The following is a 24,560-nucleotide window of genomic DNA, read 5'->3' on the forward strand; positions in this document are numbered from 1 at the left end:
AAACGAAAAGCCTTGACTTGCGTCAAGGTTTTTTGATTTGCTTCAAAAAATAGTTAGCCTCTTTTCTGGATGAAAATATAAAAATTTCCTTGTCCTTATAAACGGAAAGCAGATTAAAAATATTTGGGCGAACCTGCGTTCGAAAATTCTTTACAAACTCTAATAATTCTTCATCGACAGTAATCTCAACCCATGGCATATCCACTCTCGGTTTGCCAACACGACTGTATAGCCCCTCCACGCAAACTGCTTCTGGATAATCTAAAAATAGTATCGTATCACAAGCCGCCATTCGAAGTTCATAAGTCCCCCCATAATTACCATCGACAATCCACTCTTCTTGCCTTAATACTTCTTCTTGACGAGCTTGAAAAACTTCCCTAGCAACTGTTGTCTTGTCCGATAACCAGTTTAACTGATCCAAATGATAGAGGGGCAGTCCTGTAATTTCTTTCAATTTCAGTGAAAAGGTCGATTTTCCAGCACCAGGGCAACCAATAATCATTACTTTCTTCATACTATTAACCTATAGGACCAACCTTTCTGTGTCTTTTCAACAGCTTCAAAGCCACATTTCTCAAATAGCTTACGAGAACCTGTATTCCAGTCATAGATTTCTTTGACAAGTATTTCCTCAAGCCCCACTTCCCTTGCACGCTCGATCATTCGATGTAACACCTTAGTCCCAATCCCTTTTTTCCAATACCTCCTGTCTCCAATGGCAATAGCAAAATCATCTTTAAAAAGAGTCACATCACCTATTGGTTGATACTTCCCATCTTCAAGAATTTCAATAAAATAGCACTCTCCACTTTTTGATAAATAGCCATACATACGATTAAGCAAGTCCACACTATAAACTTCCTCATCCCCATCAATAAGCCAGACCAATTCCAAATCTTGATGCCATATCAAAGCAAAATCATGATATCCATCATATTTTCTTAACCAAAGATACTTGTTGATTTCTAATAGTTTCGGTTGTTCCACTCCCTATATAGCCACATTTTTCCCCTTAGTAAGTAATATTTTTTATCCATTTTATCACAATCTGCTATCGAACAACATCATTTTATTGATGGATTAATTCATAAACATAAAAACCTCATTTTCATGAGGTTTAGAATTTTATAAAAGTAGTCCAATCAGTGCTGCGATAATTCCATAAACAAACATTGGGATTGCTGTCTTCTGCATAATATAGCCTTCCTGGCGACGAACACCAGATACCGAAGACGCTGCAATGATGTTATTGATACAAGTCATATTGCCCATTGCCCCACCAACTGATTGCATCGCCAAAATACTAGTCATATTTAGCCCCGTCTGAGTAGCAATTGACTGCTGAACTCCTCCAAAGATCAGGTTGGAAATGGTAGCGGATCCTGAGAAAAATGCACCAATTGCACCGAGATAAGAAGCAAACAACCCCCAGAATGGTCCTGTCGCTGTCGCAAGAGACATACCAATAATAGAGACCATGGAATTGTCACCATTTAGTAACATAAATTTCACCATGGTCACCCCGCCAAGAAGAGCAAAGAATGGTTCTGCAACTTGATGAGCTGTTTGTCCAATTGTTCTCCAAACATTCCCTTTCATACTTGGATACAACCAAGATAACATAAAAACGATAAGGAAGAATGGAATAAATGCTGGTGCATACAGCAGTTCAAACGATTCGCTGGAACTCGTACCAAACACATTGGTCAAAGTGATTTTTAAAGCCTTTGTTACTTCCAAATCTGCAAAGCCAAGATTAGTCTTAAACAAGATAGAATCTGTCCTCATCAAGGCCTTAATTCCTAATTGAGGAACCCGTGTCACAACTAAGATAAGCACCAGACTAATTAATGGTAATAGAGCCCTAAATAATTCGTTCAGATTCACAGGTTCCAGTTCAGTAATGCTCGTATCAAATTTGCTTAATCCAATTTTTTTCTTAGCCAATACAATGGAAATAAGAAAACCAATTGCACCCCCGATTAAGGAAGGAAACTCATAGTTTATAGTTGCCAGAAGTGTCATTGGAAGTGCGCATGAAAATACAGTCAAATAAACAAAAAGAAGATTCTCTTTAATCTGTTTCCAGCTGAACACATACCTTAAAGCAATAATTGGAATAACCAATCCAGCAGCTAAATGAACAAGAGAGGCTTTAAAACCAAGTTCTCCTATCTGCTGACTCGTCAACCCCAATGCTCCAAAACCAAACCAAGTAGGTGTTCCAACCGCACCGAATGAAACCGGTATGGAGTTAAAAATCAATACTGCGATGACAACTTTTATAGGCTCAAATCCTAGGGCAATTAAAATGGGTGCAGCAATCGCAGCTGGAGTTCCAAAACCAGAAGCTCCTTCAACCATAAAAGCAAAGGCATAGCCAATAATCATCATTTGTGCAACAGGATTCGGAGTCAAACCAGACATCCACCTATTGATAATCGACTGATTTCCTGTTTTCTGTTGAAAATTATTAAATAACACAGCTCCCATAATGACGGTAATTGGCGTCAGAGTTGCCCAAAAACCTGTCACCAGACCTGAATTAAGTAAAGCAAAGTCAGTTTTGAAATAGACAAGCAAAATCAAATAAACCAAACCTGCTATCGCTGGCAAGGCATAATTCGCTGCCACCCTCAATTTTATCATCAGAAAAATCAAGACAACAATGGGTAAGACACTTAAAAAGATATCCATAATTTTTTTCATTTCCTCCCTATTTATTTTCAAACCAAAGATTTGAATCATCTGTCAGCTCTACATCATACCTAACCAGCATGATCAAGTAAAAGAAACCTAACATTGTGTGTATTATAGCACAGGTTAAGGAAAAAAGTAACACCCTATCTATGAATTATTTTCATTATTTTTCAACAAGTAGTCACCTACGACCAATCATTCGTCTTGCTGACTATCTCTTTAAAAATTGACAAATCTCAATACATATGGTAAACTATTAGAAAATTGTAATTGCGAGGTAAGGAGAAATGGACAGTAACAAGTAAACTCAATTTAAGTTCAATGCTTATTTAGTAGTTTTCTTGCGTCCATTTTTCTGTTCCCTCTATTCCTTGAATAGGGTCTTTTTGAGCAGATTTTGACACACTACTAAATAGGTAGTGTGTTTTTTTCTTGTAAAGGAGGCCTTATGCTACTAACCACTCATCACCTATCCCTCGACCATCAAAAAGATTTGCGAAATCTAGTTCACGACCTGAACCTCAATGTCAACCCTGGCGATAAAATAGCCATTATCGGCGAAGAAGGAAATGGAAAATCCAGTCTCTTACTAACCTTGATGGATTCAACACTTGTCGCCAACTACCTGCTTCAATCAGGCAGTATTCACCGATATTTTCACTCACCAGTCTATATTCCCCAAAGTCTTCCACTGGAAATAGCAGAGCTAACCTTGAACGACTACTTCTTCGCTGACTTGGACAGCGACATTGATTACGGCCTACTCTACCTCTATGCTGACCAGCTCCAGTTTGACAGCGAGCGATTTGCCAGTCAACAATTGATTGAAAGCCTGTCAGGTGGAGAAAAACTAAAAATTCAGTTGATAAAAAAGCTAGCCACTCCTTCTGATATGATTTTTCTGGATGAGCCGTCCAATGACTTGGATTTAAATACCTTACTGTGGCTTGAAAACTATATCATCACGAGCCCAAAGACCATCCTATTTGTTTCTCACGATGAAGACTTTCTTAGCAGAACAGCTACAAAAATTATTCACCTAGAATCGGTTAAAAAGAAAGCACTTGCTCAAACCAAAGTTGAAGAATTGGACTATCAGGACTACGCACAGAAGCGCCAACAAGCCTATCAGAAACAAGTTCAACAAGCTCGGAATGACCAAAAAGAATTTGACAAAGCCATGAATAAGCACCTACGACAAAAATCACAGGTGCGCAATACCTTGCTCAATACACATGATGCTACTATGGGACGCCTCATTGCCAAGAAAATGAAGAATGTCTTATCACGTGAAAAACGCTATGAAAGAATGAAGGAAAATCTCACAGAAGTACCTTTTCATGAAGATGCCATTTCCCTCTTCTTCTCAGACATTTCACCACTACCAGCTAGAAAGCAAGTGCTTCACTTAGAAAACTTTCAATTGAACGTTGACAAGCAGCAATTAGTTAGCAATATCCATTTCAACATAAATGGACAAGAGAAAATTGGCATCATTGGACAAAATGGAATTGGAAAATCCAGTTTTCTAAAGCTAATCTATCAAGAACTCGGGCAACGAGCAGATATAAACTTGGGATACATGCCCCAGCACTATTCAGAAGTCCTTGATGAGTCTAAAACTCCACTTGATTTTTTATTGGAAAATGGCAATCGTGAGCAGGAACAACTAATCTTGACACATCTAGCCAGTCTGCAGTTTACACGACAAGAAGTTCATCACAGGAACTGTGAACTTTCAGGGGGACAAAAAGCCAAGTTACTCTTGTTAAAAATGGTTCTTGATAAAGCCAATTTTCTCTTATTAGATGAACCCAGTCGAAACTTCTCTCCTACTTCTCAGCCATATATTCGTCAACTATTTGCCGATTATCCAGGTGGTTTGGTATGCGTATCACACGACAGACGTTTTTTGAAAGAAGTTTGTCAAAGAATCTACCGACTAACTGGAAGTGGACTGGAAGAACTACAACAAATATAAAAAAGGAAACTGGCGCACATGCCAAATTTCCTTTTATTATTTATTCATAAAGAATGAAGTCAAGCAAATTAACTCATAGCCTATAATTTATCAAGAGCAAGTTGCAAATCTTCAATCAAATCATCGACGTTTTCAAGTCCGATGGATAGGCGAATTTGATTTGGTGTGACACCAGCAGCAAGCAAATCTTCTGGAGCTAACTGAGCGTGCGTGGTTGTAGCTGGATGAACTACTAGTGATTTCGCATCGGCAACGTTTGCTAGATTAGAAAAGATTTCCAAGCCATCAATAACCTTACGAGCTTCTTCTGTTCCGCCTTTTACTTGGAAAGAGAAAATAGATCCAACACCTTTAGGCAGGTATTTATCTGCCAAAGCCTTATAAGGACTATCTGGAAGTGATGGATAATTGACCGACTCAACATTAGGGTGATTGAGCAAGAAATCAACAATCTTTTCAGCATTTGACACATGACGCTCTACACGGAGAGACAAGGTTTCTAACCCTTGCAAAAGCAAGAAGGCGTTAAATGGAGAAAGGGCTGCACCTGTATCGCGAAGTAATTGTACACGAACTGCTAAAATAAAAGCTGCTGCACCAATATCACGAGTGTAACTAATATTGTGATAACTTGGATCTTCTTCAACAAATTGCGGAAACTTACCAGATGCCGCCCAATCAAACTTGCCACTATCGACAATCACACCGCCAATGGTCGTACCATGCCCACCAATAAACTTTGTTGCAGAATGAACTGCGATATCAACACCATGAGAAAATACATTAATCAAATATGGAGTTGCAAAGGTATTATCTGAAACAAGCGGGATGTGGTGATTGTGTGCAATTTCTGCCAATTTTTCAAGATCAGGAATATTGATAACAGGATTTCCCAAAGTTTCAATAAATACCAGTTTTGTATTATCTTGAATGGCAGCTTCTACTGCTTCAAAATCATCAATATCTACAAAGCTTGTTGTAATACCATAGCGAGGAAGGGTTTCTTTGAAAAGATTAAAGGTCCCACCATAGAGCGTCGTTGCCGCCACAATATGATCCCCAGCGTGTGCCAATGCTAAAACAGTATAGGTAATCGCTGCCATACCAGAAGCTGTTGCGAGCGCCCCAATGCCACCTTCTAAGGCAGCAATACGATTCTCAAAAGTAGCAACCGTTGGATTGGTAATACGAGTGTAGATATTACCAGGTTTACGTAGAGCAAACAAATCCTCCGCTTCTTGAGCATCTTCAAATACATAGGAAGTTGTCTGATAAATAGGTACCGCACGCGATTTTGAAGCAGCATCAACCTCCTGTCCAGCATGAAGTTGAAGGGTTTCAAATGAAAATTCTCTAGCCATAAAGATACTCCTTTGGTCTTTTTCAGTATTCTACCTTATTTTTACCATCTTGACTAATATTTAAATGTTACGGGACTCTATAGTTAATAACTATAGCTATTTACTGAATAATTCTTCCATTTTAATCCAATACTCATATTACTTGAATAAAATAAGAAGAACAGATACAATGATATTATGAATACATTACTAGAATATATTGGGCCAATATTCCTTGTTATCTTGATAATTTCTTATAGTTTTTATCGGCGGTTCCATCCCGATACTAAGGATACCAAACAGCCACCTAGGTGTCCAAAATGTAAGTCTATTAAGCTTCAAACCTATACTCCAAGTCGAAAACAATATTTTCGTAAAGCTGGAATGGTCGGCCATGCAATCAACGGTGTTGAAGGAGCAATGTTTGCAATGCTCTATGAAGCCAATAGAACATATTATCGCTGCCAATACTGTGGTCAACGTTTTTCCAGAAAAGAAAACCGTTTTATCTCCAACATTGAATAACCCCACCTAATTTTTATTCGTTAACTTCTATCTTAAAACGCATTGCTTAGATTCCTTTACTTGGAATTCTAACCAATGCGTTTTTATATTTATCTACTATTCTTACCCTTATGGAATCTATCCTTACAAGTATGTCGACTAGCTAACCAACTTAAAAATTCCTGTCCAATTCAAGAAAGCCTTTCTGCGCATCCGTTCAATCTCAGTTCGAAAGAGGCCTGCTATTGTTGCACGATTTAAAACGACACTATTTTCACGAGAAGAATTCATCACTTTAGTAACAAGTCTTTCCACTTCTTCTCCTTCTCTAGTCCCCATATCCCACAATTCTTGAAGTACTGTTTTATTATACATCTTTTCATACTCTGCCATACCTTGTAGCACCCAATATCTGTGATCACTTTCGACTTCTAACCACTGCCATACAATTTCAGCATCTGCCACATCTGGTTTTTCATACTGACACGATTGACAGAGTACCATTTGATTCGCAAAACTAGTCATGTCTGTTTTCCATTTATGCGATACAATTTGATAAGCAGCCATAGCATGAGAAGTTTTACATCTCCAACATAGACCGTTGTGAACTTCTGTATCATCAAAAATCCCTCGCTCAACCAAGGTGTCCATCCAGTAGTCCTCAATCTTTGATAAATCCATTTTAGTATTTTGCATAGATAACATCTTTAACATCTTCATTCTCCCTTAAATCCTTATTTATTTTCCAATAGTTGTGACCGAATCATACTCGCTTGTAGCATTGCCAGCTCGACAATACAAGGATACTGACTTAAATCTAAATTCTCCAACAAACGGTAAGATAAAAATAACTTCGGCTGTAAATGTGTCAGAGGTTTTGACCAAATAACTTGTTCATCTTTAAGTTGTTTGATGGCCAAAAAATATAGGTGATTGACCATGAGATAGGCTTTGCCATTTAACAAATAGGCATAATCCTGCATCAAATCCCGACAAAATGATGCAATCCACACAGCAGCTGTCTTTTCAACATCGAATTGGTTAGTACGTAATAAGTTTGCTGTGAACAAACTTCCCTTTCCAAAATCCTCAGACCACCTGCCTTCAAAATCTTCCATGTTTAACGGAGAGGTCAACCCAAAATGGCTAGCATATGTTTCCCATTCCTTATAAATATCATTCCAAGAAATAACTGTCTTCATAATCGATCCTACCTCCGTTTTTCATTTATGTGAGATAATTTTAACACCAATTTTCTGTTTTGTCAAACATGTTAAACAATATTTGCAAACAGAAATATAAAATGGTATAATTAGTTAAACAAATAAGGAGACAACCATGATACTAGGCGAAATATTAAAGGAATACCGAAGCAAACATTCATTATCAATGGATAAATTTGCGGAGCTATCTGGTTTAACAAAGGGATATATTTCCATGTTAGAAAAGAACCAACATCCCAAAACAAAAAAAGCTCTTTTGCCGACATTGGATACTCTTGAAAAAGTAGCAAAAGGAATGTCCATATCCGTTGGGGAATTGATCGAACAGTTAGACACCAATCAAGATATTGCTTTGACAATTACTCCTAGGCAATTCAAGCTTTTTCAGCAACCAATCCATCCTCAGGTCCAGCTCTTGGATAAAGAGTTACAAGAACCATTTCACAGTCAATGGCTAGCCTTTGGTCAAGAACAGTTACTGGCTATGCGGGAAACTAGTCAGACAAATATTTTACAAATGGATGATTACCGTGATCGGGTTGAGTTAGCCGTTCCAGGTAAAGTCTCTGCTGGTACTGGTTATTGGCAGGATACTGATTTGAATAACCTAGTATCATTCTTCAGTGATGACATTCCCGACAGCCACACATATGATACAATCGCCCAAGTAGTTGGGGATTCCATGGCTCCACAGATTCAAGATGGAGATTATTTATTTATTCGATTAACTCCACATATTCCATTAAATGCCATTGGGATTTTCTCCGTAAATGGGGAAAATTTTGTTAAAAAGTTCAAAGGCGACTACTTACAATCACTCAATCCAGACTATGATGATATATATCTTAATGCAGATGACGATATCCGCCCAATTGGTCAAGTGGTTGCAATTTATGAGTAAAAAAAGGAGGCTTACTCGCCTCCCTTTTCTTTTAATGGAAAAGTCTCTCATCTGATGACTGTTGACAATTGATACTCTTTTCAAAACCAAAATGAACTGGTGTCAACTTTTAATCTTGATAGAGTTGATTTAATATGTAAATTAATTATTAATTTAGCTATCCTTATGTCGATTGATTGTCCTCTACTATTTTATTAAAAGTGTGGAGATTGCTTATTATTGAAAATCACTAGAGGTTTTGATTTCTCACTTTTCTAAAACACATATTTTAAGAATGAGTTATTATGGTACGAAAATATTAGCCTTTAATGTTGATTGAACCGGATAGCTAGGCTAATGTAAGGTACAAATGCTTCACATTACGAAATTATAATTTCCAAAATATTACTTGGATAACCGATGAAAGACTTTTCCCCTACTAGAATCTGCAACTCTTTTGCAAAAGATTCAGAATCCTAGTAGTATAAACAAACTTACTGAACGCAAATAGACTCCTTTCAATTAAGCCAGATGGCGTTCAACATCTTAAATCAAACTATTTCCTTTTTTCAATTAGATTATACCATTATTGTAAAGCGCTTTCAAATAATTATGTGCTCCAAATTCAATTTTTTTAACTTTCTTTTGCTTTTACAAAAGATTCCCACATTTTCTGCTGCGGTTTTGCAAATGGATAGGTAGGAAAATCTTCTACAGAGACCCATTTCAATTCTTTTGAATCTGGAAGTGTGCTTGAATCAGATATACCTTCTATCAATTCGATTTGCCATTTGCGGTGACTAAAAACGTGCTGTACGTTATCAAATTCTTGCTCTTGCCAATCAACAGTCAGACCATAAAGTTCCGTAAAGCTCTGCCGAATATCTGGCTGAACAACTTCTTCTGCAACATCAAAGAGAGAGACTTGTTTGTCAACGACTGCTCCTTTTTCCAAAAGCGGAAAGGACCAAAAACCTGATAGAAGACCTGCTTCATTATTTTTTTCCAATAAAAATTGATTTTCTTTATTTCTAATGAGAAATCCTTGGTAGGCCACGGGAATCGGCTTTTTCTTTGGTGCTTTGATTGGATACTTGTCCATTGTACCGTTTAAGTAGGCTGCGCTAAAGGCTTTGACTGGGCTGTCCTGGGGACGTGGATTAACTGGCGATTCAATATCCGAACCCAGATCCATCAGGGCTTGGTTGAAATCACCCGGTCGCTCTGGATCAATCAATAGCTCCATCATCGCTTGGAAAATCTTGCGATTGGCAGGCAAACCAATATCATAATCAACCTCAAACAAGCGGCTGAGAACCCGCATCACATTGCCATCTACCGCTGGTTCTGGCAAATTAAAAGCAATACTGGAAATTGCTCCAGCAGTATAAGGACCAATGCCCTTTAGGCTTGAAATGGCTGCATGCGTGGTCGGAAATTGCCCATCAAAATCTTCTACCATTTGCTGCGCTGCCTTTTGCATATTCCGCACGCGCGAATAATAGCCCAATCCCTCCCAGAGTTTGAGAATGACCTCCTCTGGTGCTTGTGCTAAATCACTAATCGTAGGCAAGTGATGGAGAAACCGTTCATAATAAGGAATGACAGTGTCAACTCTTGTCTGTTGTAGCATGATTTCCGACACCCATATAGCATATGGGTCCCTTGTCCTTCTCCAAGGCAAATCACGTTTATTATCATCATACCAGTCTAAGAGTGCCTTGCGAAAAGCTTGAATCTTTTCCTCCGGCCACATTTCAATTCCATATTCATTCAAATCTAACATAAGTTTAGTATAACACAAAGAAAGGGAGCCAGCTTTTGCCAACTCCCTTATCTTGTTTATACTTAGCTTCATCATCATTCTTCTTAAACAGTTTAATGTAAGTTTTATGACTTTTGGGCCGATATTTTAACTCTGCTCTACATATAATATAGGTTAACTACTTCACAATTACCAATAAATAGACAATATGCCATCAAAATATCCTCCTATTTTAACTTATGATAATAATTTTACTTGTTTTTTTACACATTTTTACACTTTCACGCTATTAGATTTTTTCATTTGAGGGTATTATATAAAAAATAATAATACACGGTGGGAGCACAATGAATCTAAAGAAATGCAGACAGATACTTAATGCTGTTGCGCTGTTTGTACTAATAAGCGAATGAATTTGTTTCTCTCAATCTAACCAAGACTGTCTGCTTTTGATGTTCGTTGAGTATTATTCTACTTTACCTGTTACAAACATGGTAAAGCTTGCTGAAGCAAGTAGCTGTTTATCTTGATTTTCTATCTTTACTTCAACGACCTTTGTTCTACTTCCATCATGTGTGCAAGAACCAGTGACGGATAAGGTATCACCAAGTTTTGCCGCCTTCATATAATGGATATTGGACTGTAGGGTGACAGAATAAGAACCACCTGCTACTGTTGTCAAGCCTGCTACTGAATCTGCTAAAGTAAAGAGGAAGCCTCCATGAGCCATACCATATGGATTGAGAGAATTTTCAGTCACCTTAGTAGTCAGTAACACCTCTCTCTCATTGAGCATTGTAGCTTGATAGTCATCTAAAACTGTAATCGGTTGTAATTCTAATTTATCTAACACGTTCATCCTCCTCTGATTGCTGACTCGTTTGCATTTGGTAATATACACCCTGCTCCTTCATCAACTCTCTATGATTTCCTTGTTCAACAATTTTTCCATCCACCATGACTAAAATCAAGTCAGCTGATTGAATGGTTGATAGGCGATGAGCAATAATAAAACTGGTCCGTCCTTCCATCAATTTGGCAAATGCTTCTTGTACTAAAATTTCTGTCCGTGTATCAATAGAAGAAGTCGCCTCGTCTAAAATCAGGATTTTAGGTATCTTGACAAAGACACGAGCAATAGACAAGAGCTGACGTTGCCCTTGGGATAAGGCTTCTCCTCCATCTGCCAAAACTGTATCATAGCCTTGTGGAAGCTGACGAATAAAGAAGTCTGCATTAGCTGCCTTAGCCGCCTCAATGACCAATTCCCGCGTGGCATTTGGATAGCCATAGGCAATATTATCATGAATGGTACCAGATTTGATCCAAGTCTCCTGTAAAACCATCCCAATCTGTCTGCGAAGATCCTCACGACTGTACTGGCTAATCGGAACCCCGTCTAAAACAATCTGACCAGCCGTTACATCGTAGAAGCGCATAAGCAGGTTAATCATGGTTGATTTACCAGCACCAGTAGGTCCAACAATGGCTACCTTTTGTCCAGCTTCGACATCAATGTCCAAATGTTCTATCAGAGAACGGTCAGGGCTGTATGAGAAAGACACATTGTCAAAAGAAATAGCTCCCTTCAACTCCTCTGAATCGATTTTCCGCTCAGCCTGATCGTCAATGCTATCTAAAGCCAAGATAGCAAACAGCCTGTCTGCACAAGCTAAGGCGCTCTGCAATTCCGATAGGACTGAGGAAATATCATTAAAGGGCTTGCTGTACTGACTAGCATAATTGAGAAAAGTTGTCAGTGAACCCACTGTAAACTGCCCTGCCATAATTCTCAGCGCTCCAAGTCCTGCAAGTAAGGCATAGATAATAGCATTGATAAACCGCGTACTTGGATTGACCGTTGAAGAGGCAAAAATAGCCTGTTGGGAATAGGTCGCATACTGTTCATTCACAACTTGAAAACCATGCGTAAATTGCTCTTGAGCATTGAAAGATTGGACCAAGGTCAGTTGACTGATGGACTCTTCCAAAAGTTGAGCTTGCTTCCCACGTGCCTGTGTTTGTTTTCTATAATAACCATAGGATTTCTTAGCGATATAACGTGCAACAAGCAGAGACACAGGAGTCAGGGCAACAACAACCAACATCATCGTCAAGTCAAGCCTAGCCATAGTGAAAATGGTTAAGAAAATGGTTAAGATACCTATGAAAAATTGATTGAAAACCATTAAGAGTCCGTTGGTTAATTGCTCACTATCACTTGAAAAACGAGCTACCAAATCACCAACTGAATGACGATCCAGATAAGACAAGGGCATGTGGTGCAGCTTAACATAGACCTGTTCACGCAAGTCAGCCACCATTCCATAAACCAAGCGATTGGTTACTAGTGGGAGATACCATTGCACCAGCGTATTAAGCAAGATAACCATCACCATTTTGCCAATTATCCCTAGCAAGACCTGACCATCCGCTATCAATACTGCATCAACTGCCTGACCAATCAAGATAGGCAGATAAACTGTCAGAAGCACCTGCACCACAGTTCCCACCAACATAAAGGACATTCGAAAGGGTTGGCCTAAAACCAATCTGACCAGTTCCTTAAAACTAGATTGTTTCATGGCTGTCCTCCTCCCTATGTTGTGATTGATCGATTTCTTGGTAAATGGCAGAGCTTCTCAGCAAGTCTTCATGACGGCCAAGTCCCACTTGACGCCCTTGATCCAAGACCAAAATCTGATCAGCTGTTCGTAAACTATTGGTTCTCTGAGATACCATTATTAAGGTTTGCTCAGGAAATGCACGACGAATAGCGGACAATAACCGACTCTCTGTCAGATAATCCAAAGCAGAGGTCGCATCATCTAAAACCAATATCGGTGCTTTCTGTAAAATAGCGCGTGCAATGGTCAAACGTTGACGCTGTCCACCAGAAAAATTCTTCCCAAAGGCTTCGACAGGACTATCCAAGCCTCCTTTGTCCTCAATGAAGGACCTAGCCTGTGCGATTTCTAGCGCTGCCCATAACTCACTGTCCAATACACTTTCTAAGCCTAATGACAGGTTAGAACGCACAGTCCCAGCAAAAAGCTGAGCCTGTTGTGGAACGATAGCTAATTGCTGCCGCCACTCTTTCAAATTCCTAGGACTTTTCCCCTCAATAAAGAAAGAGAGTTGGCTGGTCGGTATGGAATAAAGTGCCTGTAAAAGGTCTACTAAGGTTGATTTCCCTGAACCAGTCCCACCAATCAGACCCATAAACTGTCTCTTACATAATTCAAAATCAATATCAATTAGTGATTCCTCAGCAGATTTTGGATAAGAAAAGGAAAGATGGTTCACAGAAAAAATCAATTCCTTGTCTCTACTATAAACTACTGGCAAATTGGCATCCACATCTTCAGATTTCTGCTCAAAAACCTCTTGAATACGCTGTGCTGAAATATAGGTCTGATTAAGAGTTGTCACAACCATAATCAATTTCACCAATTCAACTAAAATTTGAAGAAGATAATTGATTAGAGCAACCAGCATTCCTTGCTCCAAACGATTATCGGAAATAGCACTATTGCCCTGCCAGATGAGAAGAATCAAGGTCCCATTAACTACCAAAAACGTCAAAGGCGATAAGAGACTGGACCAAAAACCAGCCTGTAGCTGTTGCTTCTTATATCGTTGATTTATGCCTTGAAATATCTTGATTTCCCGTTCTCTCTGCCCAAAAGCTCGAATCACTCTCCAGCCAGTAATTGTTTCTCGTACCTGTCCTACCAAACCATCTAATTCCTTTCGAATAGATTGATAAATACGACTGGTCAGGACTGAAATTCCCGTTACGATGACCAACAACAGCAGAATCATTCCTAGAAAATAGATTGATAGACTTGGGCTAATATAGAATGCCATGATCAGTGAACCAAATACGACAATCGGAGCCCGTAGGAATAAACGTAAAAAAGTATTGATACCTGTTTGAACCTGCAAAGTATCACTCGTCAATCTGGTTAATAAACTGGCAGATGAAAGTATGTCTCGACTTGATTTTGGAAGAGAAAGGACTTTCTGATACAAATCATTCGTTAATGCTTTTGTCACTCCGACTGCTGCTTTGGCTGAGAAATATTGCGCTGTAATCGAGACAATAATTCCAATACAAGCGAGTCCAACTAGTAAAAAAAGCATAGCAACCAGGTCTTCCCGGTTGCCATTTGGAATAATTGTATCTACGATATAGGCGATTATCAACGGAACAAGAAGTTCAAAGCTAGCTTCCAATAGCTTGAAAACTGGACCTAGAATGGATTCCTTGATATAGTCCTTAAAATACCGTGATAAAAATCTCATATTAACGGTGCTCCAAAGCTTGAACTGCCGTAATCAAGGTCAAATTATAAACATCGTCTGGGTTACAACCACGAGACAAGTCATTTACCGGTTGGTTCAACCCTTGTAAAACCGGACCGACAGCCGCGAATCCACCCATACGTTCAGCAATTTTGTAACCAATATTACCAGCTGAAATACCAGGGAATATAAATACAGTCGCTTGGCCTGCTACTTTTGAACCTGGAGCTTTTAATTTACCAGTAGTTGGAACAAAGGCTGCATCAAATTGTAATTCACCATCCAAATCCAATTCTGGACGCAATTTTTGAGCAATTTTTGTAGCTTCAACAACCTTATCCACTTTAGGACCCGCACCAGAGCCTTTTGTAGAATAGCTGAGCATCGCAACTTTTGGATCAATACCAAACATTTTTGCAGTACGTGCAGAGTTAATTGCAATCTCTGCCAATGTTTGGGCATCTGGATCAATGTTTATGGCACAGTCACCAAAGATATAGCGTTCTTCACCTCTCACCAACAAGAAGGCGCCGGATGTTTTAGAAACACCTGGCTCAGTCTTAATAATTTGAAGCGCAGGACGAACTGTTGAGGCAGTTGAGTGAATAGCACCAGAAACCATTCCTTCTACAACGCCCATGTAAACCAACATGACACCAAAGTAATTGACATCTTTCAATAATTCATGAGCTTGTTCTTCCGTTACCTTCCCTTTACGGCGTTCCACAAAAGCTCCAACCATCTCATCATACTTATCATAATGAGCAGGATCAATGATTTCAAACCCTTCAGTAATACCTTCAATATCCAAATAAATCTTGATACGTTCTGGGTTACCAAGCAAGACTGGCACTACATCTGATTCATTCACCAAACGCTTCGTCGCTTGAAGGATACGAGGTTCTTCACCTTCAGGTAAAACAATACGCACTTTTTTTCCCTCTAGCTTGCTAACTAGCTGTTCAAAAATTTTCATGAGCAAACTCCTTAAATTTTATTAACTTTTTAACTGATTGATAACAGCCTGAAAATCCTCCGGAAGCGCTGCTTCCAAATCAACCCTTTCGACTGAAAAAGGGTTAGTAAACACAAGATTGTGGCAATGAAGAGCTTGACGCTCCATACCACACTCTAAACTCCCACCATATAAATCATCACCAAGTAGTGGAAATCCAATATGGGAAAAATGGACACGTATCTGATGAGTGCGACCTGTATGTAGTTGTATATCCACAAGATGAATATTGCCCCAAGACTGGACAAGTTTATAAGAAGTATGAGCATACTTCCCATTCTGCGTTACACAACGGGTAATAATACTATCCTCTGGTCGACCAATAGGGGCGATAATGTCCCCTTCTTGCTCTAACTCCCCATCCCCTCGAACCAAGGCGAAATATCTCTTACTAATTTGCTTCGCCTGTAATTGTTTATCTAATCGGGCATGGGCATAGCCATGCTTAGCAAACAACATGAGCCCAGATGTATCTCGATCCAATCGCGTTACAATGTGAACCTGTTTGTTTTCATATTTTTGTTCGACTAAATATCCTTTAACGAAATTAGCAATTGTAGAAGAATGGAGAATCGAAGGAATAGAGGCATAACCAACAGGCTTGTTGATTGCTAAAAAATGTTCATCCTCATAGACAATATCCAAAGGAAAAGAAATCGGTTTCAAACTTCCAGTGACATCTTCTTCCGCAGGTATGTTTATTGTAACGCTATCTCCAATTTCAAGCAAGTAAGTAGCATTCTGTTCACTACCATTGACCAAAATACTACCACCTGTATATTTAATTTTTGCCAAAAGTCCTTTGGAAACTCCCTGGGCTTTTAAAAAAGTTTTCACCTTTGTGTGCTGATCCGCAACAAAATCAAATCGCATTACTCCACCTCTCCAATAAAGGCATCCTTAACACGATTCCAAAAACTAGTGTGGCTAGGTGTCGCAACAAAATGGATTTTGCTATTGTCAATCTGATACTCAATGCAATCAATGTTGTCGTAGATAATCGTTTTATTATCCACCGCTATGGAGTAGCGATCACTATGTTTTGGTTCAATGACAATCTTGTCTTTTTTCGGCACAACGATGGAAGACCCAAGTGTCCTGTAAACACGATTGTTTAAACTAGCCACTTCAGCTATTTGCATGGCCTCAATTGTAGGGTGCAATACTGCTCCACCAAGTGACTTATTATAGGCAGTTGAACCAGTTGGTGTTGAAACTGAAATACCATCGCCACGAAAACGTTCAAATGGCACATTATTGATAATAATATCTGCTACCATCGTTTTAGACAAGCGCTTGATTGTCGCCTCGTTGAGAGCTTTCATTTCAACGATTCTTCCATCCGTCAATTTCACTTTTACATTTAAAATCGGATAAGAAATACGCGCTCCCGTATCTAATTTTAAATTCTCGACAAGATTTTCAACCTCAAAGTCCCTATAATCAGTATAAAATCCTAAATGCCCAGTATGAATACCGACAAAACGGACCCGATCTATCAACTTCTCATATTTATGAAAGGCTGATAAAAGCATACCATCACCACCGATCGAAATAACAATATCTGGATTTTTAGGTGTTAAAATAAAATTCTCTTCTTTTAACCTTTTCCAAAGCTCCTTAGAAACAACCTCGCTTTTTGGGTTCCGACTGGCGAGCAATGCGACTTTTTTTCTACCTGTATTCTTCATCTGTATCATCGCTATTTCCAACGCCGTCATTCAACTTTCGATAAGCAGGATCAAAGAGTGCCTGAGCCTCTTGAATGTCGTCGCGGATTTTTCGCATCTCCTCGTCTAATTGATAAGCTATCTTTGCGGTAATTTCCAAACGCTTTTTAATTTCTTCAGGAAAATTCCCTTTATATTTGTAATTGAGTGAATGTTCAATAGTAGCCCAAAAATTCATTGAAAGGGTGCGAATTTGGATTTCTGCCAAAACAGTTTCATTTCCATTTATAGTATCAACTGGATAAGATATCACTACATGGTAAGAACGATAGCCAGAGGCCTTCATATTGTTGATATAATCGCGTTCATGGACAATTTTCATATCTTTCCGTTTACGGAGGATAGCCAACACTTCCTCGATGTCATCAACAAATTGTACCATAATACGGACGCCTGCAATATCTTGCATATCTTGAGCCAAATGTTCCAACTTAATGTGCCTAAGCGCCATTTTCTCTTGAATAGACTCAATCGGCTTAACTCGACCAGTAACAAATTCAATTGGAGAATGACGATTGGCTTTGCGGTATTGTTTCCGAATACCCCTTAATTTAATCTTTAATTCTCCCACTGTCTGAATATAGGGATCTAAAAATTCTTCCCAATTAAATTCCATAAGGTCCCCTTTCTTGTAAAAACTATTAAAATGTATTAGAATAACACAAAGACGAATATATTATAACATATGAAAGGGTTTTCTGTATGAAAAACCATCTCGAAATTGAGTATAAAACCTTATTAACAAAATCAGAATATAATCGGCTCCTCTCTGAATTTTCTGATGTTACCCCCATTTATCAAACTAACTACTACATTGATACTCCGAATCTTGACCTGAAAAACCACCGCTTTTCGCTTCGCATTCGTACGTTTGCGGATATAGCAGAGCTAACATTGAAAATTCCTCAAGAAATCGGAAATCATGAATACAATCAATTGTTAGATATTAAAACTGCACAGGGCTATATTGACCATTTTGAACTTCCATCCGGTCCAATCTCTGATATTATTTCTAAAACATCAATTCCATTAAATCAACTAGCAGTTTGGGGACATTTAAAGACCAAGCGATTGGAAAAAGAAACCTCAATCGGATTGATGGCCCTTGATGAGAATGACTATTTTGGGCAAACGGATTATGAACTAGAAGTTGAAGTATCAGACGCTGAAGAAGGGAAAATACTATTCGATGAATTCCTAAAGAAAAAATCTATCCAATTCAAATACGCTAGTAGCAAAGTAGCTCGAACTGCAGCTCAGATAAAATCAGCTCAATAAAGCTGATTTTTTTGACTTTACTACTGAAAAAAATAGGATTTTTTGATAAAATGGAGTTATGTGTTGTTAAATTACTTTTATGATTTTTCATAAAAAGCATTAAAAAAGGAGTTTCTCAAATGGTTCAACCAACTGGTGATCATAAAATTAAACTATTCTCGCTAAACAGTAACCGTGATATCGCTGAAAAAATAGCAGCTGCTGCTGGACTGCCTCTAGGAAAACTTTCTTCTCGCCAATTCTCAGATGGAGAAATTCAAATAAATATTGAAGAGAGCGTTCGTGGCGTTGACGTTTATATTATTCAATCAACTAGTTTTCCAGTCAACAACCACCTTTTGGAATTGCTTATCATGATTGATGCATGTAAACGTGCAAGTGCAAACTCAGTAACTGCTGTCATTCCATATTTCGGCTATGCTCGTCAAGACCGCACTGCTGCACCACGTGAACCAATTACAGCAAAACTAGTTGCAAATATGCTTGTTAAAGCGGGTATTGATCGTGTATTGACTCTTGATTTACACGCTTCTCAAATTCAAGGTTTCTTTGATATTCCAGTAGATAACCTGCTGACCGAACCATTGTTCGCAGCATACTACATGCAAAAAGGACTCTGCGGCGAGGATGTCGTCATTGTCAGTCCAAAAAATTCCGGTATCAAGCGTGCTCGTAATATTGCAGAATTTTTGAATGCTCCGATTGCGATTATTGATTATGCTCAAGACGATTCTGACCGTGCAGAAGGCTATATCATCGGTGACGTAGCTGGCAAAAAAGCAATCTTGGTCGATGACATTTTAAATACTGGCCGTACATTCTCACAAGCTTCAAAAATTGTTGAAGATGGCGGAGCTACTGAGATTTACGCTGTTGCCAGCCATGGTCTTTTCGCTGGAACAGCTGCGCAATTGTTGGATGAAACATCTATAAAAGAAATTTTAGTGACTGACTCAGTTGCAAGTAAAGAACAACATCCAAAAAATATCGCATTCCTAACTGCAAGTGACTTAATCGCTGATGCTATTCACCGCATTCAAGAACATCGTCCACTCAGCCCGCTCTTTAAATTTACAAATCCAGAAAAAGAAAACTAGGAGTACAGTCTTTGATATATTTAGATAATGCTGCTACTACTGCTCTATCTCAGGCAGCCATATCAAGCATGTTTGAAGTTACTCAACGTCACTATGGAAATCCTTCCAGCATCCACGGATTTGGCCGAGATGCTAACAAAGTACTCAGAAAAGCACGAGCAGATATTGCCAGAGTACTTTCTGTAAGTCCTGATACAATCATTTTCACATCTGGCGGATCTGAAGCAGATAATCTTGCTATTCAAGGTTACGCTTTAGCAAATATGCATCGTGGAAAACACCTTATTACAACAGCCATTGAACACCATGCTGTGTTGCATACCATGGAATACTTAGAGCAACGTTTCGGCTTTGAAATTACATATATAAAGCCAGAAAATCAAGAAATCACAGCTCAACAGATTAAAGAAGCCCTACGACCTGATACAATTCTTGTTAGTGTCATGTATGCCAATAACGAGACTGGGCAACTGCTACCTATAAGGGAAATCGGTTCTCTCTTGTCTCAACATCAAGCTGTATTCCATGTCGATGCTGTTCAAGTAGTTGGGAAAATTCCAATAAAACCACAAGAACTTGGTATTGATTTTCTGTCCGCTTCTGCCCATAAATTCCATGGACCGAAAGGGATTGGTTTTCTCTACTCTTCAATTCACAAATTCGATTCACTGATTCACGGTGGGAAGCAAGAAAATCAACACAGAGCAGGAACAGAAAATCTCCCTGCAATTGCAGGGATGGCTGCAGCGCTCGTCCATCAATCAACACAAATGATTCAAAATATTGAGTATATCCATGATTTGAAATCCTATACACTCAAAAATTTAAGTGAATTTGATTTTTACGTTAATCAAGCCGGTTCTCACTTACCTCATGTACTGAATATTGGCTTTCCGGGACGACTCAACGAACAATTGCTAATGCGATTAGATTTGGCAGGAATCGCTATTTCCACTGGATCTGCTTGCACAGCAGGTGTCGTTGAAAATAGTCATGTACTTGAGGCAATGTATGGAAGTGACTCTCCTCGATTGAAAGAATCCGTACGTATTAGTTTTTCAGAATTGAATACCAAAAAAGAAATTGATATCTTACTATCAGCTTTAAAAATAATTATTGGAGGTTAGCATGGCATTCCAACAAACCGTAGCATTGAAAGATTGCGATTATATTTACCATATTAGTCCAACTGTAAAAAAATATACATTACGAGACAATACCTTTGAGGTAACAAAGGCTGGTCACTACCAACTCACTCGCTTATTAGAAGAGGTCCCAAATTCAAACCAAGGATTTTTACTAAAAATCATCATCAATCAAGATCTACAAGGCTTTAAAATAAATATTACTGATCAATCCGGACTTCATTTAGTGAATATTTTTAAAGCAGAAAACAATAAAGTCATTCAAGAAAAATTTTACTTCCTGATGGATAGTTTGGTAGATCGTGATATCTTTACTAAAGAAGGAAAATTATGATTACTATATATTATAAAGATGCTTTTCAAATTGAGAGACATCAAGAATTTGACAATCTGGAAGCAGCAAGACTCGCATTTGCAGGTTGTGTCACTTTACCTGATTATTACCCAGTAACTCAAATTCTTAGAGATGGAATTCCATTGGATTTTCAAGGAAGAATTGGGGACCTCTATCAGTATTTACAATCCATAGATTAAACAGAAAACTGTTTAATCTTTTTCAGTTCAATCTGTTGATTTTTTCACAAACTTGCACTAAAATAGTAGAAGATAATCTATCATTTACAAAAAAAATATTATTCTATATTTTGTAGAACAACATAAAATGTTTTTAAGGAGATACATGTGAAAAACGATAAAAATACTGAAATTCCACGCGCCACAGCTAAACGACTATCCATTTACTATCGCGTATTTAAAAGATTCTATGCGGAGAAAATCGAAAAAGCAAGTTCAAAAGAGATTGCAGAGGCAATCGGAATCGACTCTGCTACTGTCCGCCGAGATTTCTCATATTTTGGTGAACTTGGACGCCGTGGGTTTGGATATAATGTGAAGGATTTAATGGACTTTTTTGCCGATATTTTAAACGATAACTCGATTACCAATGTTATGTTAATCGGAGTTGGGAATATGGGTCGAGCCCTTCTTCACTACAAGTTTCACGAAAGAAATAAAATGAAAATCATCATGGCTTTTGAAGCTGATGATAATCCTGCAGTCGGAACCATAGATGAAAATGTTCCTATCCATGCGATTTCAGAGTTAAAAGATCGCATCAAGGAAGCTAATTCTCAGACTGCCATCTTAACGGTTCCGAGCGTTAAAGCTCAAGAAGTTGCTGATGTATTGGTTGAAGCTGGCGTTAAAGGTATTCTTAGCTTTTCACCAGTCAACTTGACCGTTCCTAAAGATGTTGTTGTCCAATATGTAGACTTGACAAGTGAACTACAGACACTACTTTATTTCATGCGCAAAGGATAGAAAATGAGTCAACCAATCATTGGTATTTCCGGAAATCATTATAAAACAGGGGATCATACAGAACCCCTGCTTTCTTATACTCAAACTTGCTTAGTGAATGCTATTGAAGATGCTGGTGGCATTCCACTAATTTTTCCAGTCACTCGTCCACAACTTGCTGAGCAGTATATGAAACTAGTTGATAAATTAGTATTGACTGGTGGACAAAATGTTGAGCCTATTCACTATCAGGAAAAATTACTCATAGATAGTAGCAATTATTTTCCTGAGCGAGACCGATTTGAACTAGCACTGATAGAAGCTGCTCACCATCAAGAAAAACCTATATTTGGCATTTGTAGAGGCCTGCAGCTCTATAACGTCGCCCAAGGTGGCAGACTCCATCAAGAGGTTTTAGGGCATTGGCAGGAAAATACCGGCAATCAACCTAGCCAAGATCTCTATTTCCCAATTGAAAGCCAATTATCACAGATCTATGCTCAAGAGCCAACCGTTAACTCATTCCATCGCCAAGCAATCAACAAATTAGCTCCCTCTTTGGAAATTATCGCCCTATCCCCAGATAAACAAACCATTGAAGCGGTACAGTCTACAAGAGACTCTCATACCTTTTTGGGTGTTCAATGGCATCCTGAATTACTTTACGGCGAACGAGAGACGGAAAATAAGCTATTTGATTACATCGTCAATCAGTTCTAAAACAGCTCACTTTCCTCTCGGAAGGAATAGTAATTTTTATTACCTACAATTAAATGATCTAATAAGACCAGTCCTAGCACATCGCAGGACTGTTTTAAATTTTCTGTAAAAAGTAAGTCATTCTTACTAGGGTGAACCGACCCCGAAGGGTGATTATGGACAATAATCACCGATGTGGCCATGCATTTGATAGCATGATGCAGGATTTCCCGTGGTTCTGCAATACTACGATTCACACTTCCAATAAATATTGTCTCCTGTTTGATGATTTGATTTTGTGTATTGAGATAGAGCGCAACCAAATGCTCTTGTTTTTTATCTCCAATTTCTTGAATCATCTTGCGACCCAATTTTTCACTACCTAGTACTTGCTCATTTAGCAACAAGTGGGATTGATTGATCCGTTTTCCGAGCTCAATCATGGCTTTAATCTCTATTGCTTTTACACGACCAATACCCGTTAAAGTCTGCAATTCTTCGATAGATAAATCTCTTAAACTTGCTAAATTCTCCAATTGATTCAATAATTTATTGGATAAAATGGTGACAGGTTCGTTTTTCGTACCCGTTCGAATAAAAATAGCTAATAACTCTTGATTACTTAGGCGTTCTGGCCCAACTTCGACTAAACGCTCACGTGGTAAAAGCGATTCTTCTTTAAAATCAATTTGATACATAATTTCCTCCTCATACATCTATTCGTAAAACAAGGAAAAAGAAAGTTGAAAGATATAGAGAATACGTGCTCTATTCATTCAACTTTCTAAATTAATTCGAAGGTTACATAAAAATGATTTAAAAGCTGGCAATCGTCTTGTCTTATTGACCATAATCAAACTGATTGTATCCGTGAGAGAAAGCTTTTTTTATATCCTCTGCTGCATCAGCATATGGAATAGAAATTTCAAGAATACCTTTTACAATAATCCTTTGTGTTGAATAGTAGTCCGTACAAGTAACCAAAGTCACTTCTGTGCGTCCTTCGACATCGTCAATAACATAGACGCTTTCTGGACTTACAACTTCAACACTATCAATCACATAGGTATAGATTGTATTTTTATCAGTTAGGTAAATCTTCATTCCTTTTTCAGCTCGATCCAATGGAGAGAAAAGGACATTCGCAGACCCGGCAACACCGAAGATATGGTGACTGGCTAGGGCATAGTTTCCTATTCCCATTTCTTGAGTCTCTTTCATCGTTCCAGCTCCATACATTAGCGACGTATTCCCTACACCCTTGAAAATTGGCAAATTAATTCCCAATTCTGGCACAGCAATTCCACCAATAACTGGCAGTCTCTGTGCTTCCCATTGCGCCTTGAGAATAGCCTCCGTCGAAACGGCTTCAACTTGATCAAAATCAAAAGTTGAGTCCGCTTGTTTATTCTTTTCAATATCTTCAGAACTGATATTTGTAATCTGATACTTATTAGTATTCCAACCAATAATAAAATTTCTAATCGAAGTATTGAAAATAAGGGCTAGTGAAATCAAAAAGAGTATCAAGGCAAGTAAATTCATCCATGTTCTGTTCTTGCCCTTCTTTTTCGGTGAACGTTTTGACATTCC

The 24,560-nt window shown here is 38.4% G+C and carries 26 protein-coding genes; 10 read left to right on the top strand and 16 right to left on the bottom strand.

Annotation, left to right across the window (positions count from 1 at the left end):
* Window positions 1–22: 22 nt before the first annotated feature.
* The 3 genes from ACPC58_RS03485 to ACPC58_RS03495 all read right to left on the bottom strand — a co-directional run bounded on the left by ACPC58_RS03485 (window position 23) and on the right by ACPC58_RS03495 (window position 2,712).
* Window positions 23–517: an adenylate kinase gene (locus tag ACPC58_RS03485; protein WP_277837182.1), complete on the bottom strand. Its 495-nt coding sequence runs from the start codon at window positions 515–517 to the stop codon at window positions 23–25.
* A complete protein-coding gene (locus tag ACPC58_RS03490; protein ID WP_254451651.1) occupies window positions 514–990 on the bottom strand; it encodes a GNAT family N-acetyltransferase in 477 nt (158 codons plus the stop codon). The genes ACPC58_RS03485 and ACPC58_RS03490 overlap by 4 nt, the downstream gene beginning before the upstream one ends.
* A 138-nt stretch (window positions 991–1,128) precedes the next feature.
* Window positions 1,129–2,712 (bottom strand): L-lactate permease, encoded by a 1,584-nt coding sequence (locus ACPC58_RS03495; protein ID WP_434065260.1) that lies wholly within the window; start codon window positions 2,710–2,712, stop codon window positions 1,129–1,131.
* Between the two features lie 439 nt (window positions 2,713–3,151).
* Here ACPC58_RS03495 and ACPC58_RS03500 point away from each other — a divergent pair, with 439 nt between their 5' ends.
* Complete coding sequence (locus tag ACPC58_RS03500) at window positions 3,152–4,684, top strand: ATP-binding cassette domain-containing protein (protein ID WP_434065261.1); 1,533 nt, start codon at window positions 3,152–3,154, stop codon at window positions 4,682–4,684.
* Window positions 4,685–4,764: 80 nt separating this feature from the next.
* Here ACPC58_RS03500 and ACPC58_RS03505 read toward each other — a convergent pair whose 3' ends face one another.
* Complete coding sequence (locus tag ACPC58_RS03505) at window positions 4,765–6,045, bottom strand: O-acetylhomoserine aminocarboxypropyltransferase/cysteine synthase family protein (RefSeq protein WP_434065262.1); 1,281 nt, start codon at window positions 6,043–6,045, stop codon at window positions 4,765–4,767.
* Window positions 6,046–6,222: 177 nt separating this feature from the next.
* Here ACPC58_RS03505 and ACPC58_RS03510 point away from each other — a divergent pair, with 177 nt between their 5' ends.
* Complete coding sequence (locus ACPC58_RS03510) at window positions 6,223–6,549, top strand: hypothetical protein (RefSeq protein ID WP_434065263.1); 327 nt, start codon at window positions 6,223–6,225, stop codon at window positions 6,547–6,549.
* 138 nt (window positions 6,550–6,687) lie between these two features.
* On the opposite strand, the gene ACPC58_RS03515 is transcribed toward ACPC58_RS03510, so the two are convergent.
* The gene (locus tag ACPC58_RS03515; RefSeq protein WP_434065264.1) at window positions 6,688–7,242 is read right to left on the bottom strand and encodes a hypothetical protein; all 555 of its coding nucleotides are present in this window, start codon (window positions 7,240–7,242) and stop codon (window positions 6,688–6,690) included.
* 20 nt (window positions 7,243–7,262) lie between these two features.
* Window positions 7,263–7,730 (bottom strand): hypothetical protein, encoded by a 468-nt coding sequence (locus ACPC58_RS03520; protein WP_434065265.1) that lies wholly within the window; start codon window positions 7,728–7,730, stop codon window positions 7,263–7,265.
* Between the two features lie 136 nt (window positions 7,731–7,866).
* Between ACPC58_RS03520 and ACPC58_RS03525 the strand changes: the two genes are divergently transcribed.
* Window positions 7,867–8,652, top strand: a complete 786-nt coding sequence (locus tag ACPC58_RS03525; protein WP_434065266.1) for a helix-turn-helix domain-containing protein — start codon at window positions 7,867–7,869, stop codon at window positions 8,650–8,652.
* Between the two features lie 613 nt (window positions 8,653–9,265).
* On the opposite strand, the gene mutY is transcribed toward ACPC58_RS03525, so the two are convergent.
* The 8 genes from mutY to ACPC58_RS03565 form a co-directional block, all read right to left on the bottom strand.
* Window positions 9,266–10,417 carry an A/G-specific adenine glycosylase gene (mutY, locus tag ACPC58_RS03530; protein ID WP_434065267.1) on the bottom strand — a complete coding sequence of 384 codons (1,152 nt, stop codon included), beginning with the start codon at window positions 10,415–10,417 and terminating at the stop codon, window positions 9,266–9,268.
* A gap of 445 nt (window positions 10,418–10,862) precedes the next feature.
* Complete coding sequence (locus ACPC58_RS03535) at window positions 10,863–11,255, bottom strand: PaaI family thioesterase (RefSeq protein WP_434065268.1); 393 nt, start codon at window positions 11,253–11,255, stop codon at window positions 10,863–10,865.
* Complete coding sequence (locus ACPC58_RS03540; protein ID WP_289648855.1) at window positions 11,239–12,981, bottom strand: ABC transporter ATP-binding protein; 1,743 nt, start codon at window positions 12,979–12,981, stop codon at window positions 11,239–11,241. Before ACPC58_RS03540 ends, ACPC58_RS03535 begins: the two co-directional genes overlap by 17 nt.
* Complete coding sequence (locus ACPC58_RS03545; RefSeq protein ID WP_434065269.1) at window positions 12,968–14,704, bottom strand: ABC transporter ATP-binding protein; 1,737 nt, start codon at window positions 14,702–14,704, stop codon at window positions 12,968–12,970. The genes ACPC58_RS03540 and ACPC58_RS03545 overlap by 14 nt, the downstream gene beginning before the upstream one ends.
* A gap of 1 nt (window position 14,705) precedes the next feature.
* Window positions 14,706–15,680 (bottom strand): phosphate acetyltransferase, encoded by a 975-nt coding sequence (gene pta / locus ACPC58_RS03550; RefSeq protein ID WP_277837174.1) that lies wholly within the window; start codon window positions 15,678–15,680, stop codon window positions 14,706–14,708.
* 21 nt (window positions 15,681–15,701) lie between these two features.
* Window positions 15,702–16,592: an RluA family pseudouridine synthase gene (locus ACPC58_RS03555; protein ID WP_434065270.1), complete on the bottom strand. Its 891-nt coding sequence runs from the start codon at window positions 16,590–16,592 to the stop codon at window positions 15,702–15,704.
* The gene (locus tag ACPC58_RS03560) at window positions 16,592–17,410 is read right to left on the bottom strand and encodes an NAD kinase (protein WP_434065298.1); all 819 of its coding nucleotides are present in this window, start codon (window positions 17,408–17,410) and stop codon (window positions 16,592–16,594) included. Before ACPC58_RS03560 ends, ACPC58_RS03555 begins: the two co-directional genes overlap by 1 nt.
* Window positions 17,394–18,065 (bottom strand): GTP pyrophosphokinase, encoded by a 672-nt coding sequence (locus tag ACPC58_RS03565; RefSeq protein WP_434065271.1) that lies wholly within the window; start codon window positions 18,063–18,065, stop codon window positions 17,394–17,396. The genes ACPC58_RS03560 and ACPC58_RS03565 overlap by 17 nt, the downstream gene beginning before the upstream one ends.
* Window positions 18,066–18,151: 86 nt before the next feature.
* Between ACPC58_RS03565 and ACPC58_RS03570 the strand changes: the two genes are divergently transcribed.
* From ACPC58_RS03570 to ACPC58_RS03600, 7 genes are all read left to right on the top strand, one after another.
* Window positions 18,152–18,727 (top strand): CYTH domain-containing protein, encoded by a 576-nt coding sequence (locus ACPC58_RS03570; protein ID WP_434065272.1) that lies wholly within the window; start codon window positions 18,152–18,154, stop codon window positions 18,725–18,727.
* Window positions 18,728–18,846: 119 nt separating this feature from the next.
* Window positions 18,847–19,824: a ribose-phosphate diphosphokinase gene (locus ACPC58_RS03575; RefSeq protein ID WP_434065273.1), complete on the top strand. Its 978-nt coding sequence runs from the start codon at window positions 18,847–18,849 to the stop codon at window positions 19,822–19,824.
* 11 nt (window positions 19,825–19,835) lie between these two features.
* Complete coding sequence (locus ACPC58_RS03580) at window positions 19,836–20,951, top strand: cysteine desulfurase family protein (protein ID WP_312313885.1); 1,116 nt, start codon at window positions 19,836–19,838, stop codon at window positions 20,949–20,951.
* A 1-nt stretch (window position 20,952) separates the two neighbouring features.
* Window positions 20,953–21,303 carry a DUF1831 domain-containing protein gene (locus tag ACPC58_RS03585; RefSeq protein ID WP_217375071.1) on the top strand — a complete coding sequence of 117 codons (351 nt, stop codon included), beginning with the start codon at window positions 20,953–20,955 and terminating at the stop codon, window positions 21,301–21,303.
* Window positions 21,300–21,503: a DUF4649 family protein gene (locus ACPC58_RS03590; RefSeq protein ID WP_277837170.1), complete on the top strand. Its 204-nt coding sequence runs from the start codon at window positions 21,300–21,302 to the stop codon at window positions 21,501–21,503. The genes ACPC58_RS03585 and ACPC58_RS03590 overlap by 4 nt, the downstream gene beginning before the upstream one ends.
* 147 nt (window positions 21,504–21,650) lie before the next feature.
* A complete protein-coding gene (locus ACPC58_RS03595; RefSeq protein ID WP_024403852.1) occupies window positions 21,651–22,289 on the top strand; it encodes a redox-sensing transcriptional repressor Rex in 639 nt (212 codons plus the stop codon).
* A gap of 3 nt (window positions 22,290–22,292) precedes the next feature.
* Window positions 22,293–22,988 carry a gamma-glutamyl-gamma-aminobutyrate hydrolase family protein gene (locus ACPC58_RS03600; RefSeq protein WP_434065274.1) on the top strand — a complete coding sequence of 232 codons (696 nt, stop codon included), beginning with the start codon at window positions 22,293–22,295 and terminating at the stop codon, window positions 22,986–22,988.
* Here ACPC58_RS03600 and radC read toward each other — a convergent pair.
* Both radC and ACPC58_RS03610 read right to left on the bottom strand, forming a co-directional pair.
* Window positions 22,985–23,665 carry a RadC family protein gene (gene radC, locus ACPC58_RS03605; protein WP_130554875.1) on the bottom strand — a complete coding sequence of 227 codons (681 nt, stop codon included), beginning with the start codon at window positions 23,663–23,665 and terminating at the stop codon, window positions 22,985–22,987. The genes ACPC58_RS03600 and radC overlap by 4 nt on opposite strands.
* Window positions 23,666–23,807: 142 nt before the next feature.
* Window positions 23,808–24,557: a class A sortase gene (locus ACPC58_RS03610; protein WP_274504864.1), complete on the bottom strand. Its 750-nt coding sequence runs from the start codon at window positions 24,555–24,557 to the stop codon at window positions 23,808–23,810.
* Window positions 24,558–24,560: the final 3 nt, after the last annotated feature.

The sequence above is a fragment of the Streptococcus sp. VTCC 12905 genome (genome assembly GCF_049893385.1).
Lineage (GTDB): Bacteria > Bacillota > Bacilli > Lactobacillales > Streptococcaceae > Streptococcus > Streptococcus suis_AA.

Bases quoted from the DNA above. Each gene is read 5' to 3' on its own strand.
- ACPC58_RS03485 (WP_277837182.1), bottom strand. From the start codon at position 517: ATGAAGAAAGTAATGATTATTGGTTGCCCTGGTGCTGGAAAATCGACC.
- ACPC58_RS03495 (WP_434065260.1), bottom strand. From the start codon at position 2,712: ATGAAAAAAATTATGGATATCTTTTTAAGTGTCTTACCCATTGTTGTC.
- ACPC58_RS03500 (WP_434065261.1), top strand. From the start codon at position 3,152: ATGCTACTAACCACTCATCACCTATCCCTCGACCATCAAAAAGATTTG.
- ACPC58_RS03505 (WP_434065262.1), bottom strand. From the start codon at position 6,045: ATGGCTAGAGAATTTTCATTTGAAACCCTTCAACTTCATGCTGGACAG.
- ACPC58_RS03510 (WP_434065263.1), top strand. From the start codon at position 6,223: ATGAATACATTACTAGAATATATTGGGCCAATATTCCTTGTTATCTTG.
- ACPC58_RS03515 (WP_434065264.1), bottom strand. From the start codon at position 7,242: ATGTTAAAGATGTTATCTATGCAAAATACTAAAATGGATTTATCAAAG.
- ACPC58_RS03520 (WP_434065265.1), bottom strand. From the start codon at position 7,730: ATGAAGACAGTTATTTCTTGGAATGATATTTATAAGGAATGGGAAACA.
- ACPC58_RS03525 (WP_434065266.1), top strand. From the start codon at position 7,867: ATGATACTAGGCGAAATATTAAAGGAATACCGAAGCAAACATTCATTA.
- mutY (WP_434065267.1), bottom strand. From the start codon at position 10,417: ATGTTAGATTTGAATGAATATGGAATTGAAATGTGGCCGGAGGAAAAG.
- ACPC58_RS03535 (WP_434065268.1), bottom strand. From the start codon at position 11,255: ATGAACGTGTTAGATAAATTAGAATTACAACCGATTACAGTTTTAGAT.
- ACPC58_RS03540 (WP_289648855.1), bottom strand. From the start codon at position 12,981: ATGAAACAATCTAGTTTTAAGGAACTGGTCAGATTGGTTTTAGGCCAA.
- ACPC58_RS03545 (WP_434065269.1), bottom strand. From the start codon at position 14,704: ATGAGATTTTTATCACGGTATTTTAAGGACTATATCAAGGAATCCATT.
- pta (WP_277837174.1), bottom strand. From the start codon at position 15,680: ATGAAAATTTTTGAACAGCTAGTTAGCAAGCTAGAGGGAAAAAAAGTG.
- ACPC58_RS03555 (WP_434065270.1), bottom strand. From the start codon at position 16,592: ATGCGATTTGATTTTGTTGCGGATCAGCACACAAAGGTGAAAACTTTT.
- ACPC58_RS03560 (WP_434065298.1), bottom strand. From the start codon at position 17,410: ATGAAGAATACAGGTAGAAAAAAAGTCGCATTGCTCGCCAGTCGGAAC.
- ACPC58_RS03565 (WP_434065271.1), bottom strand. From the start codon at position 18,065: ATGGAATTTAATTGGGAAGAATTTTTAGATCCCTATATTCAGACAGTG.
- ACPC58_RS03570 (WP_434065272.1), top strand. From the start codon at position 18,152: ATGAAAAACCATCTCGAAATTGAGTATAAAACCTTATTAACAAAATCA.
- ACPC58_RS03575 (WP_434065273.1), top strand. From the start codon at position 18,847: ATGGTTCAACCAACTGGTGATCATAAAATTAAACTATTCTCGCTAAAC.
- ACPC58_RS03585 (WP_217375071.1), top strand. From the start codon at position 20,953: ATGGCATTCCAACAAACCGTAGCATTGAAAGATTGCGATTATATTTAC.
- ACPC58_RS03590 (WP_277837170.1), top strand. From the start codon at position 21,300: ATGATTACTATATATTATAAAGATGCTTTTCAAATTGAGAGACATCAA.
- ACPC58_RS03600 (WP_434065274.1), top strand. From the start codon at position 22,293: ATGAGTCAACCAATCATTGGTATTTCCGGAAATCATTATAAAACAGGG.
- radC (WP_130554875.1), bottom strand. From the start codon at position 23,665: ATGTATCAAATTGATTTTAAAGAAGAATCGCTTTTACCACGTGAGCGT.
- ACPC58_RS03610 (WP_274504864.1), bottom strand. From the start codon at position 24,557: ATGTCAAAACGTTCACCGAAAAAGAAGGGCAAGAACAGAACATGGATG.